Raw genomic sequence first — 14,225 nt, 5'->3', positions numbered from 1 at the left:
GCCTTGAAGAATGGCTGACGGGGCAGATCCCCGATGCGTTTCCGCACATTGAAATAGTGAAAATGCTGCGAAAGCGCGGTGCCGGTTACGGGCTGGTAATCTTTTGGCGCTAGCGTCGCCGTCAGGTTTCCGTAATCCGGGGGATGTCAATGGAACTGATCGTCGCCGACCGGGATGCCCGCGTGGTGGTCACGGTGTGCGAAAAACGGATCGATGCCGCAATCGCGACACGGTTCAAGGACAGGATGCGCGAGATCATTCTTCGCAACCACAAGCCCGTTCTGGTTCACATGCAATCTGTTGATTTCATGGACAGTTCCGGCCTTGGGGCGATGATCGCGGTGCGCAAGGCCATGCCTGACGGGCTGGGCTTCACGCTGTGCGGTCTGACGCAGAATGTCGAACGGGTTTTCAGGCTGACGCGCATGGATGCGGTATTCGACATCCAGCCAGGCGGCGAATATCAGGAGTAAGAAACATGAATCCGACCGGACGGCAGAATGCCGGACTGCGCGGCAGGATCGCCGCAAAGACCCAGCCGATGTTTCACCGCATCCTTCAGGCGAATGCGATGACCGTGCGGCAGACGCTTGGCGAGATTCGCGATCGCTTTGCCCACGAGGTCAGCGCCGACACGCTTGGTCGGCTTGAACTGGTACTGGCCGAGGTGCTGAACAATGTGACCGAACATGCCGGCGAATCGGACTTTATTCCGCTGGTGCATCTGTGCATCGTCCGCCACGAGGCGGGGCTGGCCTGCGCCATCACCGATGACGGCATGACCCTGCCGGCAGAATGCCTGCTGCCGCGCGCCCTTCCAGAGGCATGCGATTTTCCCGAAGGCGGGTTTGGCTGGTATCTGATCCAGGATCTGACGCAGGCTTTGTGCTATTATCGGGAAAGTCAGCGCAACTTTCTGGCCTTTACCGTGCCCTTCGCCGCGCCCGAATCGGTTAATTGAGACGTTCGTGCAACGGATAGCGCCCATCCTCGAAATCGCCGAACATCTCGCACAGTTCGGGATGATCCAGCGGCTCGCCAGACGCATCCGGGACAAGGTTCTGCTCGGACACATAGGCGATATAATAGGTTGCCTCGGTCTCGGCATAAAGGTGATAGAACGGTTGGTCCCTTGCAGGCCGCGCCTCTTCGGGGATGGCATCATACCATTCCTCGGTATTGGCGAATTGCGGATCAACATCGAAGATCACCCCCCTGAAGGGGCGTTCCCGATGGCGAACCACCTGTCCCAGGCTGTATTTTGCGATGCGGCTGCTGAACTGCATCCCCACGACCTTTCGTTTCAAGCTTGCCACGATCCAGATGACGACATTTAGCCTGCAGGGCCGATTCTGTCCAGAATACCGGCGGCATTTGCCTGATCTTTAGGTTGGTTGCCGCAATGCGGCAACGGGTGGGTTCACTGTGCCGGTGTGGCGGTCGGTTCCGCCTTGAACAGCGGCACGGTCGAGATGGCCATCTTGGCCGAACCCTCGGTCAGTTCGGTGGCATGGGCCAGATAGATCAGCACCTGATTATCCTCATCGAAAATCCGCCTGACCCTCAGCGATTTGAAGATCAGTGACCGGCTTTCGCTGAACACCTCTGCGCCCTTTGGGCCGCGCGCGACCCCGCTGACGTCGATCGGCCCGGTCTGCGCACATTCGATGGCGCTGTTCGATGGATCCTCGAACCAGTTGCCCTTGCTTAGCCGGTCGATCACCGAACGGTCGAAATAGGCAAGATGGCAGGTCACGCCGCCGACCCCGCTATCGCGGATCGCCTCGACGATGATGTCATTTCCAACCCAGTCCACGCTGGCCGTGCCCACCTGTTCGGCAAGCGCGGCAGGCGGCATCAGGGCAAGAGTCAGGCACAGGCGGCGGAACATGGGCTTACTCCGGTACAAGGGGCTGGCGACCGTCATTGCCCAGAAGATGCACTGCCCCGGCCTCGATCACAACCGCGCAAAGCGGGTGGCCATAGGCCGCGCCGCCATCGACATTCAGGCGGTTGCCATAATGGGTTGCCGTCCGGATCGCGGTGTGACCATGCACGACCAGCGGCCCGTGATCGGCGGTGCTGTCGATGAAACCCTGACGGATCCAGACCAGATCCTGTTCGTCCTGATCCTGAATGTCGATGCCGGGCCGGATGCCCGCATGCACGACCAGCGCCAGCGGATGCAGGAACCACAGGGGCAGGCTGGCCAGAAACGCGGCGTGATCCGCCGGAACCGCCCGCAGTGCATCGGCATGCAGCCGGTCGCGCGGCAGTTCCGGGTCCAGCCCATAGGATGCCAGTGTCGCCGCTGCGCCAAGGCCGGAATGATCGATCCAGTGTTGCGCCGAGGACAGGCCCGGATCGATCCAGCCCGGCTGACGCAGAAATTGCGGCAGGAACCGGTCATGATTGCCACGGGTCACAACCCAGGGCCGACCATCCCGTTGCCCCGCCAGCAGATGCCCGACCACCGCCCGCGAATCGGGGCCCCGGTCGATCAGATCTCCGACATGGGCGATACGCGCATCACGCCCGCCATCGCGAAAAATCCGGTCGTGCGCGGCGTGCAACAGGTCGATCTGCCCGTGAATATCGCCGATGGCATAAAGTCGCATGTTACCTTTCCGGTGCCTCGCAAACCGCGCGCCGCCCGTCCGGGCGGCACGCGGCCTTGGTGTCAGACCTCGAAATGCAGCGGGCGGGCTTGCAGGAACTTGCCCGTCTTTTGCAGCGCGGCCAGCGCGTCCTGACTGATCGCCTCGTCCAGATAGAGGATCGCGATGGCATCCTCGCCCGTGGCCGAGCGGCCAAGCGTGAAATTCGCGATGTTCACGCCCATATCGCCCAGGGTTCCGCCCAATGCGCCGATGACGCCCGGCACGTCCTTGTTGCGGGTATACAGCATGTGCTCGCCGATTTCCGCGTCGATATTGATCCCGCGAATCTGGATGAAGCGCGGCTTGCCATCGCTGAACACGGTGCCGCCTATGGAACGCTCGCGCTGTTCGGTCACGACGGTCAGCTTGATATAGCCCTCGAAGATGCCGCCCCGGTCCTGCCGGGTGGTTGCGACATGGATGCCGCGTTCCTTCGCGATCACCGGGGCCGAGACCATGTTAACATCCGGGTTCGTGGCCTTCATTACCCCCGAGATCACCGCCGCGTTCAGCGCGTTCAGGTTCATGACCGACACGACGCCGTCATAAAGGACGTTGATTGCCTTGATCGGCTCATCCGTCATCTGGCCCACGAAAGCGCCCAGATGCCCCGCCAGCTTGATCCATGGGCCCATGACAGCGGCCTCTTCCGCTGTGACCGAGGGCATGTTCAGCGCGTTCTGCACCGCGCCGGTCAGCAGGTAATCCGACATCTGCTCGGCCACTTGCAGGGCGACGTTTTCCTGCGCCTCGGTGGTCGAGGCACCCAGATGCGGGGTCACGACGACATTCGGCAGGTTGAACAGCGGGCTGTCCGTGGCCGGCTCGACCGCGAAAACGTCAAAGGCCGCACCCGCCACATGCCCCGATTTCAGCGCCTCGGCCAGCGCATCTTCATCGACCAGCCCGCCGCGCGCGCAGTTGATGATGCGGGCACCGGGCTTCAGTCTGGCAATGGCCTCGCGCGACAGGATGTTGCGGGTTCTGTCGGTCAGCGGCACATGGAAGGTAATGAAATCCGCGCGGGTCAGCAGTTCGTCGAACTCGACCTTGGTGACGCCCAGATCCCTGGCGCGCTCTTCCGACAGGAAGGGGTCATAGGCCAGCACCTTCATGTGCAGTCCCAGGGCGCGGTCGATCACGATGCTGCCGATATTGCCCGCGCCGACGACGCCAAGGGTCTTGTTGAACAGCTCGACCCCCATGAAGCGGTTCTTTTCCCATTTGCCCGCATGAGTGCTGGCGCTGGCTTCGGGCAGTTGACGGGCGACGGCGAACATCATGGCGATGGCGTGCTCGGCCGTGGTGACGCTGTTGCCGAAAGGCGTGTTCATCACGATCACGCCCTTTTTGCTGGCCGCCGGAATGTCCACGTTATCGACCCCGATCCCCGCGCGGGCCACGACCTTCAGATTGGCGGCATGCTCCAGCAGCTTGTCCGTCACCTTGGTGGCGGAACGGATGGCAAGCCCGTCATATTGGCCGATCACTTCGGCCAGCTTGTCCTTGTCCTTGCCCAGATCGGGCAGGTAATCGACATCAACCCCTCGGTCGCGGAAAATCTGGACAGCGGTTTCCGACAGCTTGTCGGACACAAGAACCTTTGGCATTTCGGTTTCCTCATGCTGCGGCGGGGGCAAAGATTGGCGCATGACCCGCCGGAATAACGTTGCAATGATGTGCGGCGCCCCTCGGGGGGGGCGGGGGGCAGAGCCCCCCGCCATCGCGGGACGCAATGGGGGCTTAGCCCTGCGCGGCCAGTTCGGCGCGGCAGGCGTACTCGATCCAGGGCATCAACGCAGCGACATCGGCGGTCTCGACCGTCGATCCGCACCAGATCCGCAGACCGGCTGGCGCGTCGCGATAGGAACCCGCGTCCAGCGCCACGCCCTCTTTCTCCAGTCGTTTGGCTATGGCCTTGGCGAAGGCGGCGCCGTCCCGGATCGCCGGATCGGTGAATTTCAGGCAGACGCTGGTGGTGGATGCGGTGGCCGGATCCTCGGCCAGATCGGCGATCCAGTCCTTGCCGGCGATGAAATCGCGCACGGCGGCGGCATTGGCCTCGGTCCGTGCGATCAGCGCCTTCAACCCGCCGATGGACTGCGCCCATTTCAGCGCCACCAGATAATCCTCGACCGCCAGCATCGAGGGGGTGTTGATCGTTTCGCCCTTGAAAATTCCTTCGATCAGCTTGCCACCCTTGGTCAGGCGAAAGATCTTGGGCAGGGGCCGGTCGGGGGTAAAGCTTTCCAGCCGTTCCACCGCGCGCGGCGACAGGATCAGCATGCCATGCCCGCCTTCGCCGCCCAGAACCTTTTGCCAGCTAAAGGTGACTACATCCAGCTTGTCCCAAGGCAAGTCCATGGCAAAGGCGGCGCTGGTTGCGTCGCAGATGGTCAGCCCTGCGCGATCCGCCGGGATCGCATCGCCATTCGGCACCCGCACGCCCGAGGTCGTGCCGTTCCATGTGAACACGACATCGCGGTTGAAATCCACCTCGGCTAAATCGACGATCCGGCCATAGTCGGCCTTACGCACCGTCGCATCCAGTTTCAACTGCTTGACCGCATCCGTGACCCAGCCTTCGCCAAAGCTCTCCCAGGCCAGCATCTCGACCGGGCGCGCGCCCAGCATGGTCCACATTGCCATCTCGACCGCGCCGGTGTCTGACCCCGGAACGATCCCGATCCGGTATCCGGCGGGCACGCCCAGAACCTCGCGCGTCAGCTCGATCGCCTCGGCCAGCTTTGCCTTGCCGATTACGGCACGATGCGAGCGTCCAAGCGGAGCATCCGTCAGAAGGTTCAGATTATACTGGGGAATTTTGGCGCAAGGGCCGGACGAAAAACGCGGGTTTACCGGCCGCGCAGCCGGGATCGTCAGATCGGTCATAGTCTCAGCCTTCCAGCTAATAGCCCTTCGTTGGGGAAGGGTGTCCCACGAACGCCTTTACGGATGCCCCGGTAAAAACGCAAGTGCGAAAAGTGCGGGCATGCGCCCCGGTGCCGGCTGGCCGATCACAGGGCGCGCGTCATGAACAGGCTGTTCGGATCGTCGCTGTAATCGGCAAAGGGCGGGCATTCGCTGAACCCCGCGTGGGCATAGAGCCCGCGCGCCGCCGTGAAAGTCGGCTGGATACCCGTTTCCAGCGACAGGCGGGTCAGGCCCGACCGGCGCGCATGCGCGATCAGGTGGTCCAGCAGGCGACGGGACAGGCCCGCGCCGCGATCTTCGGACAGGATATGCATGGATTTCAGTTCTCCATGCACGCGGTTCAGCCGCTTCAGGGCAGCCATGCCGATGGGCCGCCCGTCAAGTCGCATCACGAAGAAATCCACATCGGGCGCCTCCAGTGCCGCGCGGGGCAGCATATGGATCGATTCCGGCGGGGTGTCGGCATGCATGTCGTCATTGTGGCGCCGGAACAACAGATCCAGACCGGCATCTGACGGCGATTCGCGGCTGATGACGATGGCATCCCGCATCGGTGAATCCCCATGGCCGCCTTTTCCATGCGCCCGCATGCCACCGGCACGCGGGCGGGAAAGGGCGGCGCGTCAGTCCTCGTCGTCGTTCGGGACGTCGGCGATATCGTCCAGCGAGACATCGCCGTCATCATCGTCATCGTCCAGCAGATCGTCATCCAGATCGCCGCCGTCATCGTCCAGATCGTCGTTATCCACCAGCTCGTCGTCATCGTCGCTGGTCGCCGAGGCCTTTTCGCTGATCAGCGCCTTGCCGCGACCCTCGATCAGGCTTTCCAGCGTGAACTGGCTGCCACATGCGGGGCAGGTCAGCGGATCCTTGTGCAGGTCATAGAACCGGGTTGCGCAGTGCGGGCACAGGCGTTTCGTGCCCCATTCCTCTTTGGGCATGGTATTCTCCTTCCGCCGCGATTAGGGAAATCGGCGACCCCGTGCCACAGTGGCCGGGGGGTGTCAAAGGCTTTCTCTGGCAGGGCTTGGCGGGCAAGGCAAGAGCGATGAGCGAAACCATCACGCTGACCGACGGAATCCGGGTGGCGCTGCGCCGCTCGGCGCGGGCGCGAAGGATGACGCTGAGGGTGCCGCGGACGGGGGGCGACGCGGTTCTGACCCTGCCGCGCCACGTTCCGCTGGCCGAGGGGCGCGCCTTTGCCGAGGCGAATGGCGAATGGCTGCGCCGCGCGACGGCGCGGCAGGCGGTGCCGGTTCGGGTGGGGCAGGGCACGGTGATCCCGGTCGAGGGGTGTGACCTGCGCGTCACCCTTGCGCCGGTCCGCAGCGCCGTGATCCGGGACGAGGCGTTGCTGGTGCCGCAGAACCGCGCCGCCGGGCCAGTGGTACAGGCCTATCTGAAACATCTTGCGCATGAGCGGCTGCGTCGGGCCTGCGACTGCCACGCGCGGGCCCTGGGCCGGCCCTACAAGGCGATCACCCTGCGCGACACACGATCCCGTTGGGGCAGTTGCAGTTCCGATGCACGGCTGATGTTTTCCTGGCGGCTGGCAATGGCCCCGCCCGAGGTGCTGGATTACGTTGCGGCCCACGAAGTCGCGCATCTGGCGCATATGGATCACTCGCCACGGTTCTGGGCGCAGGTCAGGGCGCTGATGCCCGGCTACGCGCCGCGCCGGGCATGGTTGCGCGACCATGGCAGCCGCCTGCATGGCTGGAAATTCCGCGATTGACGGCGGCGCACTTTGTGATCACGACTAGCGGTCATGACCGCCGCCAGAACGCCCGAACCCGCCGCCCACGAGGCCCTTTATCGCAGTCTGCGAAGCCGGATCATGCTGGGTGAGCTGGGTCCGGGTCAGGCGCTGACCCTGCGCGGGCTGGCGCAGGAATACAACCTGTCGATGACCCCCGCGCGTGAGGCCGTGCGGAGGCTGGTCGCCGAGGGGGCGCTGACCCTGTCGGCCTCGGGTCGGGTGGCGACGCCAGAACTGACCGAGGAACGGATCGAGGAACTGGCCGCGATGCGTGCCCTGCTGGAACCCGAACTGGCCTCTCGCGCGCTGCCCCGCGCCCATTTCGCGCTGATCGACCGACTGGCGCGGATCAACGGCCAGATCGCCGATGCGGTCGAACGCCATGACGCGGTCGGTTATATCCGCTGCAATCTGGAATTTCACCGTACGCTGTATCTGCGCGCGCAGGCCCCGCTGATGCTGGCCATGCTGGAAACCATCTGGTTGCAACTGGGGCCGACCATGCGCAAGCTTTACGGTCAGGTCCGGCGGCAAGAGCCGCCGCGCCATCACCGGATGATCCTTGCCGCGCTGCGGGCGGGCGACGATCCCGGCCTGCGGCTGGCCATCCGCGCCGACGTGACCCACGGGCTGCGGCATCTGGCGGCGGGATAAGACCGGATCAGAACTGCATCGCCATCGAGGACGGGATGATCCGCGTGTATTTCGTGCCCTCGATCGCCGCGCCCGCCATCAGCCCCGACTGGCCAAAGATCAGTGCGACCACCGGGAATTGCGCGGTGACGGTATCCGCCCCCAATGCGCCGCCGCCCGCCGGGATCGCGTAATAGGCATCCGCCCCCGCAACCCAGCCCGGAGCCGCGCGGAACGCCGCCAACGCGTCGTCGGACTGGAAAATCAGGACATGCGCATATTGCTGTGCGCCGATCTGCAATCCGACCGTGGCTTGCGTCGCCGAATAGTAATCGACCGTGACGCCTCCGATCCGCAGCGCCCCCTGGCCATAGGCCCCGCCGACGCCAAAGGCGGCCTCGGTCATCAGCGGCATGTACAGGACTCCTCTGGCGTTCTGCACAAGCTGCGCCGAACTTGGATAGGTCGCCACCAGATATTGATGCGTCTGATCGACCCGCGCATCCAATTGCGAGGCCGCGTTGCTGCCGACCCCGTTATCGCAGGCGGCCAAAGCCAGCGCCGCACCACCACAGGCCAGCAGCCCGCGCCTGTTCATTACCTGATTACCACTCATGTTTGTGCCTGTCCCTTTGGATTTTGTCCGTTCCAGCCTCGGGGTGAAGTCTAGGGGATTTCGCTGGCCCTGTCATCCTGTTGCGGCCTGCCGGGCAGGGGCACCGCGCAGGAGGGTTGCAGATGGGTGGTTATGCCGCTTTGGGGAATCACCTGCGACATGCCGGGTTCCCGCGCAATGGACATATATCGCATCCGGTTGCATCTTCTCATTAATAACTATCAGTAGTTGAAAAATGGCCATTTATACACACTTAATAATTTATTAAATTCAATAAAAAACAACTATAAATTGAATATATTACAAAAGAACAACTAATTCCTTGAGGTAAAAACCCCCGAGCATATAGTCACTATTTATCTGCGAGGGCAGATTGACTGACCTAAATTTCGAACTGACAATTTGGAGGATATACACCGTTATGTATAAGCTGATATCCGCTGCGATGACAGCGGTTGTTTTGGGTGCCGGCGCGACCGCCGCGCATACTGTCACCTTCGGATGGACTGATAATGGTAACGGCACAGTAACCTTGTGGAATGAACACTGGCATGGAGATCAGATCTTTCCATGCAATGAAGGGGTGTTGTGTTCCGCCAATGGCGGTTTGACGATTTCCGGGGATGGCACGTTGGGCAGTTATGGGGTTAACCCCTATGTCGTCCAGTGGGCCGGGACCGTCAACAACCGTGACCGAGACGACATGATCGCCGACAACACCCTGCTTGGGTATGTTGACGATCCCAACAATGGCGGGGGCGGTACCTATGACGACTGGCTGTATACGCAGCCGCTGGTGATCGGCGATGGCACGTGGTATTTCTTTACCGGAACCAATTGCTGCATCGACACGATGTCGCAGCCGGTCGAGGTGACGTTGTCGGGAATCGGCAGTGTCAATCCCGGCACCGGTCCCGGAGGGGTCAACGTTGTTCCGTTGCCGGGGGCCTTGCCGCTGATAGCGCTGGGTTTGCCGGCCTTTGGGGCGCTCGGGCTGCGCCGCAGAATGAAAAACCGCCTGAAAGCCGCCTGATTTCCGGGTTGCATTCATGCCGTGGTGCGCGGAATATCTGCGCACCACTTGGTGATTTCATATTTCAATACCCGCTGGTTTTCAGGTCGGGCAAGCTATGAATTTCTGAGCAATTCGCAAAATGCGGGGGCGAAATAGCTGAGAATGCCGTCGCAGCCCGCCCGGCGGAAGGCCAGCAGGCTTTCCAGCATCGCGTCGCGCGACAGCCAGCCATTGCGGATCGCGCCCTCGATCATCGCATATTCACCGCTGACCTGATAGGCAAAGGTCGGGGCGCCGAACTGATCTTTCACTGCGCGGCAGATGTCCAGATAGGGCATTCCCGGCTTGACCATGACCATATCGGCCCCTTCGGCCAGATCGCGGGCGACGCAGCGGATCGCCTCGTCGCGGTTTGCGGGGTTGATCTGATAGGTCTTCTTGTCACCCACAAGCCGCCCCGACGCACCCACCGCGTCGCGGAAGGGGCCATAGAAGGCGCTGGCGAATTTCGCGGCATAGGACAGGATCGCCACATCTTTGTGACCGGCCCCCTCAAGCGCGCCGCGCAGTGCGCCGATACGACCGTCCATCATGTCGCTGGGGCCAAGGATGTCGGCCCCGCATTCCGCCTGGACCAGCGCCATTTTCACCAGCGCCCCGATGGTTTCGTCATTCAGGATCTGGCCGTCCACGACGATGCCGTCATGGCCGTTGGCGTTATAGGGGTCCAGCGCGATGTCGGTCATGACTGCTAGATCGGGTACCGCCTGCTTGACGGCGCGGATGGCGCGGTTGCCGATATTGTCGGGATCCCATGCCCTTTCGCAATCTTCGGTCTTAAGATCCTGATCGGAATGCGGAAAAATGCAGACTGCCGGAATATGCAGCGCGGCGGCCTGTTCGGCGGCCCGTTTTGCGCCGTCAAGGGTCAGGCGCGCGACCCCCGGCATCGAGGCGATCGGTCCCTCGGCCCCGGAAACCTCGGTCACGAAGATCGGCCAGATCATGTTGGCCGGGGTCAGGTTCACCTCGCTGACCATCGCGCGCAGGTTTTCGGTGCGGCGCAGGCGGCGCAGGCGGGTGGCGGGAAAGGGGGCGATGATCGGCGTGGCCATGACGGGGTTCCTTTCGGGGCAGGGATGCGGCGGGCGCTTTTCCTTTGCGTGCAGTCGTTCTAAGGTCGCGCGCGATCAAGGACAAGGAAGCGCCGCGTGCCGCAAATCGACGGGATCATCAGCCTGCTGGACAGCCGGTCCTTTGGAACCATCTGGTACTGGGTCGTGCTGATCGGCATGTGGTCGGCGGCGGGCCGCAATGTCATCGGCATCCCGACCGAGGTTCTGTCCCGCGCCCGCTATGCCCGCAATAGCCAACCCGAGGGTGTGGCCGTCATGAACCTGCTGGACTGGCTGTCGCTGGTCCTGCCGCGCTGGCATCTGCGCCGTCAAGAGGGCGCGGTATTCCTGGCCGTCTCGGCCTTTCTGCTGACCTCGCTGGCGATCATGGGATTTCGCCATGATCTGGAAATGGCGCAGGCGCTTACGTTGCTGCTGCTGCCCTTTGCAATCCTATATTGGCTGCGCGTGTTGCTGGCGCGGCGGCTGCTGCCGCTGGTCATGAGGGCGCAGGATGGCGACCTGCCTGTGACCGAACTGGCGGCGCAGGTCATCCGGCGGCTGACCTGGCATCGCCGCGCCGTGACGCTGCTGTCGGTCGTCTCGGTCGCGACAACGGGAATCTGGGGGGCGATCTGGTCGCTGTTGCATCCGAACGGGCTGTAAGGCTTGACTCCGCCGCCCCGCGCTTTACCTGACCCGTCATGTCCGACCAGCTGATCCTTTCCGGTGCCCCCGAGGGCTTTGACGCCGCCCTGATCGCGCGCGAGGCCGCGCGGCCAGAAAACAACGGCGCGCCGGTGATCCACATTGCCCGTGACGACCGCCGCATGGCCGCGATGCGCGCGGCGCTGGCCTTTCTGGCGCCCGGTCTGCCGGTGCTGGATTTTCCGGCATGGGACACCACGCCCTATGACCGCGTGTCGCCCGCACCCGCCGTTCAGGCCGCACGCATGGCGACGCTGGCCGGGCTGGCGCAGGGGGCGGTCAAGGGGCCGTTCGTGCTGTTGACGACACTGAACGCCGTGCTGCAACGCGTGCCCGCCCGCGATCTGGTCGCAGGGGCCAGCTTTGCCGCCCGTGTGGGCCAGCGCATCGACGAAACCGGGCTGCGCGATTTCCTGATCCGCATGGGCTTTGTCCAGTCGCCGACCGTGACCGAACCGGGCGATTACGCCATTCGCGGCGGCATTATCGACATCTTTCCTCCGGGCGAGGCGGGGCCGGTGCGGCTGGATCTGTTCGGCGATGTGCTGGACGGCGCACGCCGGTTTGACCCGGTCAGCCAACGCACGACCGAGACCCTGTCGCGGGTCGAGATCGCGCCCATGTCCGAGGTGATTCTGGGCGAACCCGCGATCACGCGCTTTCGCCAAAGCTATCGCGCCGAATATGGCGGCGGTACCAACGACCCCCTGTACGAGGGCGTCAGCGCCGGTCGCAAGATGGCGGGGATGGAACATTGGCTGCCCTGGTTTCACGACCGCATGGAAAGCCTGTTCGATTACCTGCCCGGCGCGTCGGTGGTGCTGGACGATCATGTCGCGCAGGTCATCGACGCCCGGCGCGGGATGATTAACGAACAGTTCGACGCCCGCCGCGCCGCGATGGCCGCGAAAGGGCGGGCGGATACGGTTTACAAGCCCGTGCCGCCCGACGCGCTGTTTCCGACGCCCGACGAATGGGCGGCGTGGCTTGGGGCGCATCGGCTGCTGCGCCTGTCGGTACTGCGTCAGCCTCCGGGGCCGGGGGTTCTGGATGCCGGGGGGCGGCAGGGGCGCAATTTCGCACCCGAACGTCAAGCAGAATCCACGAATCTGTTCAGCACGCTGGCCGATCATCTGAGGGGCATGTCGAAGGATCACCGCGTGATCATCGCCAGTTTTTCCGACGGTGCGCGCGACCGTCTGGCGGGGCTGCTGGCGGATGAGGGTCTGGCGGGGCTGAAATCCGTCGCCGATATTCGCGACCTGCCCGATACGGCCGGTGCCATCGGTCTGGCCGTCTGGCCGCTGGACGAGGGGTTCGTTGCCGAGGGCCGGGCGTTGGGGTCCATTGCCGTCATCTCGGAACAGGATGTTCTGGGCGACCGGCTGATCCGGGGCGCGCGCAAACGCCGCCGGGCCGAGAATTTCCTGCAAGACACCACCAGCCTGACCCCCGGCGATCTGGTCGTGCATGTCGAACACGGCATCGGGCGCTATACCGGGCTGGAAACGATCAGGGCGGCGGGGGTGCCACATGATTGCGTGGCGCTGGAATATGCGGGCGGGGACCGGCTGTTCCTGCCGGTCGAGAATATCGAACTGCTTAGCCGTTATGGCCATGAAGAGGGGCTGCTGGACCGTCTGGGCGGGGGCGCGTGGCAGGCCCGCAAGGCAAAGCTGAAGGAACGCATCCGCCTGATCGCCGACAAGCTGATGCGCGTGGCCGCCGAACGCCTGCTGCGTCCCGCCCCGGTGCTGGAACCCGAGGATCACGACTGGCAGGCCTTTGCAGCGCGGTTCCCGTATAGCGAAACCGATGATCAGCAATCCGCCATCGAAGATGTGCTAGCGGATCTGTCGGCCGGGCGGCCGATGGACCGGCTGGTCGTCGGCGACGTGGGTTTCGGCAAGACCGAGGTTGCGATGCGCGCGGCTTTTGTCGTGGCCAGTCAGGGGATGCAGGTCGCTGTGGTCGCGCCCACCACGCTGCTGGCGCGACAGCATTTCAAGACCTTCGCCGAACGCTTTCGCGGCACCGCGATCAGCGTTCGCCCCCTGTCGCGCTTTGTCAACGCCAGGGACGCGGCGCAGACCCGCACGGCGCTGGCCGACGGCACCGCAGACATCGTTGTGGGCACCCATGCCGTTCTGGCCAAGGGGGTGCGCTTCAAACGTCTGGGTCTGCTGGTCATCGACGAAGAACAGCATTTCGGCGTCGCCCACAAGGAACGGTTGAAGGAATTACGCAGTGACATCCATGTCCTGACCCTGACCGCCACGCCCATCCCGCGCACGCTGCAACTGTCGCTGACCGGCGTGCGCGACCTGTCGATCATCGGCACCCCTCCGGTGGATCGTCTGGCGATCCGTACCTATGTCAGCGAATTTGACAGCGTCACCATCCGCGAGGCCCTGCTGCGCGAGAAATACCGGGGCGGGCAAAGCTTTTTCGTGGTTCCGCGCCTGTCCGACCTGCCAGAGGTAGAGCATTGGCTGGCCGAAAACGTACCGGAAATCAGCACCATCGTTGCCCATGGCCAGCTTGCGGCGGGCGATCTGGACAGCCGTATGAACGCCTTTTACGATGGCAGCCATGACGCGCTGCTGGCAACCTCGATCGTGGAAAGCGGCCTCGACATTCCGACTGCGAACACCATGGTGGTCTGGCGCGCCGACATGTTCGGGCTGGCGCAGCTTTACCAGATTCGGGGTCGGGTCGGGCGTTCCAAGACCCGCGCCTATTGCTATCTGACGACGAAACCGCGCAGCCCGCTGACGCCTCAGGC

Annotated in this window: 17 protein-coding genes; 7 read left to right on the top strand and 10 right to left on the bottom strand. The window is 63.5% G+C overall.

The window, feature by feature from the left end; translation table 11 throughout:
* The first annotated feature begins 149 nt into the window (after positions 1-149).
* The gene (locus ACK5L9_RS21655; protein ID WP_416913531.1) at positions 150-473 is read left to right on the top strand and encodes an STAS domain-containing protein; all 324 of its coding nucleotides are present in this window, start codon (positions 150-152) and stop codon (positions 471-473) included.
* Positions 474-478: 5 nt separating this feature from the next.
* Complete coding sequence (locus ACK5L9_RS21650) at positions 479-961, top strand: ATP-binding protein (RefSeq protein ID WP_416913530.1); 483 nt, start codon at positions 479-481, stop codon at positions 959-961.
* On the opposite strand, the gene hspQ is transcribed toward ACK5L9_RS21650, so the two are convergent.
* From hspQ to ACK5L9_RS21615, 7 genes are all read right to left on the bottom strand, one after another.
* Entirely contained in the window at positions 954-1,286 is a 333-nt protein-coding gene (gene hspQ / locus ACK5L9_RS21645) for a heat shock protein HspQ (RefSeq protein ID WP_416913529.1), read from the bottom strand. The two genes, ACK5L9_RS21650 and hspQ, sit on opposite strands and share 8 nt — an antisense overlap.
* A 134-nt stretch (positions 1,287-1,420) precedes the next feature.
* The gene (locus tag ACK5L9_RS21640) at positions 1,421-1,891 is read right to left on the bottom strand and encodes a CreA family protein (protein ID WP_416913528.1); all 471 of its coding nucleotides are present in this window, start codon (positions 1,889-1,891) and stop codon (positions 1,421-1,423) included.
* 4 nt (positions 1,892-1,895) lie between these two features.
* Positions 1,896-2,618: a metallophosphoesterase gene (locus ACK5L9_RS21635; protein ID WP_416913527.1), complete on the bottom strand. Its 723-nt coding sequence runs from the start codon at positions 2,616-2,618 to the stop codon at positions 1,896-1,898.
* Positions 2,619-2,680: 62 nt separating this feature from the next.
* Positions 2,681-4,270 (bottom strand): phosphoglycerate dehydrogenase, encoded by a 1,590-nt coding sequence (serA, locus tag ACK5L9_RS21630; RefSeq protein WP_416913526.1) that lies wholly within the window; start codon positions 4,268-4,270, stop codon positions 2,681-2,683.
* A gap of 133 nt (positions 4,271-4,403) precedes the next feature.
* Complete coding sequence (locus ACK5L9_RS21625) at positions 4,404-5,552, bottom strand: phosphoserine transaminase (protein WP_416913525.1); 1,149 nt, start codon at positions 5,550-5,552, stop codon at positions 4,404-4,406.
* Positions 5,553-5,677: 125 nt separating this feature from the next.
* The gene (locus tag ACK5L9_RS21620; RefSeq protein WP_416913524.1) at positions 5,678-6,145 is read right to left on the bottom strand and encodes a GNAT family N-acetyltransferase; all 468 of its coding nucleotides are present in this window, start codon (positions 6,143-6,145) and stop codon (positions 5,678-5,680) included.
* A gap of 72 nt (positions 6,146-6,217) precedes the next feature.
* Positions 6,218-6,535, bottom strand: a complete 318-nt coding sequence (locus ACK5L9_RS21615) for an FYDLN acid domain-containing protein (protein WP_416913523.1) — start codon at positions 6,533-6,535, stop codon at positions 6,218-6,220.
* Between the two features lie 107 nt (positions 6,536-6,642).
* Between ACK5L9_RS21615 and ACK5L9_RS21610 the strand changes: the two genes are divergently transcribed.
* Together ACK5L9_RS21610 and ACK5L9_RS21605 are read left to right on the top strand one after the other, a co-directional pair.
* Positions 6,643-7,329: a M48 family metallopeptidase gene (locus ACK5L9_RS21610; RefSeq protein WP_416913521.1), complete on the top strand. Its 687-nt coding sequence runs from the start codon at positions 6,643-6,645 to the stop codon at positions 7,327-7,329.
* A gap of 33 nt (positions 7,330-7,362) precedes the next feature.
* Positions 7,363-8,007: a GntR family transcriptional regulator gene (locus ACK5L9_RS21605; RefSeq protein WP_416913520.1), complete on the top strand. Its 645-nt coding sequence runs from the start codon at positions 7,363-7,365 to the stop codon at positions 8,005-8,007.
* Between the two features lie 7 nt (positions 8,008-8,014).
* Here the strand turns inward: ACK5L9_RS21605 and ACK5L9_RS21600 are convergent, their stop codons facing one another.
* Together ACK5L9_RS21600 and ACK5L9_RS21595 are read right to left on the bottom strand one after the other, a co-directional pair.
* Positions 8,015-8,602, bottom strand: a complete 588-nt coding sequence (locus ACK5L9_RS21600; protein WP_416913519.1) for a YSC84-related protein — start codon at positions 8,600-8,602, stop codon at positions 8,015-8,017.
* A 50-nt stretch (positions 8,603-8,652) separates the two neighbouring features.
* Complete coding sequence (locus ACK5L9_RS21595) at positions 8,653-8,787, bottom strand: hypothetical protein (protein ID WP_416913518.1); 135 nt, start codon at positions 8,785-8,787, stop codon at positions 8,653-8,655.
* Positions 8,788-8,975: 188 nt separating this feature from the next.
* On the opposite strand from ACK5L9_RS21595, the gene ACK5L9_RS21590 reads away from it, so the two are divergent.
* On the top strand, positions 8,976-9,635 hold the full coding sequence (locus ACK5L9_RS21590) for a hypothetical protein (RefSeq protein WP_416913517.1): 660 nt from the start codon (positions 8,976-8,978) through the stop codon (positions 9,633-9,635).
* 95 nt (positions 9,636-9,730) lie between these two features.
* Here the strand turns inward: ACK5L9_RS21590 and hemB are convergent, their stop codons facing one another.
* Entirely contained in the window at positions 9,731-10,732 is a 1,002-nt protein-coding gene (gene hemB / locus ACK5L9_RS21585; protein ID WP_416913516.1) for a porphobilinogen synthase, read from the bottom strand.
* 96 nt (positions 10,733-10,828) lie between these two features.
* On the opposite strand from hemB, the gene ACK5L9_RS21580 reads away from it, so the two are divergent.
* Together ACK5L9_RS21580 and ACK5L9_RS21575 are read left to right on the top strand one after the other, a co-directional pair.
* Positions 10,829-11,398, top strand: a complete 570-nt coding sequence (locus tag ACK5L9_RS21580; protein WP_416913515.1) for a hypothetical protein — start codon at positions 10,829-10,831, stop codon at positions 11,396-11,398.
* Between the two features lie 38 nt (positions 11,399-11,436).
* Positions 11,437-14,225 (top strand): transcription-repair coupling factor (locus ACK5L9_RS21575; protein WP_416913514.1); only part of this gene is annotated, 2,789 nt, incomplete at its 3' end.

Origin of the sequence: Paracoccus sp. (in: a-proteobacteria) (assembly GCF_047973135.1) — a bacterium.
Taxonomy (GTDB): domain Bacteria; phylum Pseudomonadota; class Alphaproteobacteria; order Rhodobacterales; family Rhodobacteraceae; genus Paracoccus.
The sequence above is the reverse complement of the archived record's forward strand: the minus strand, read 5'-3'. Positions and strand labels throughout refer to the sequence as shown.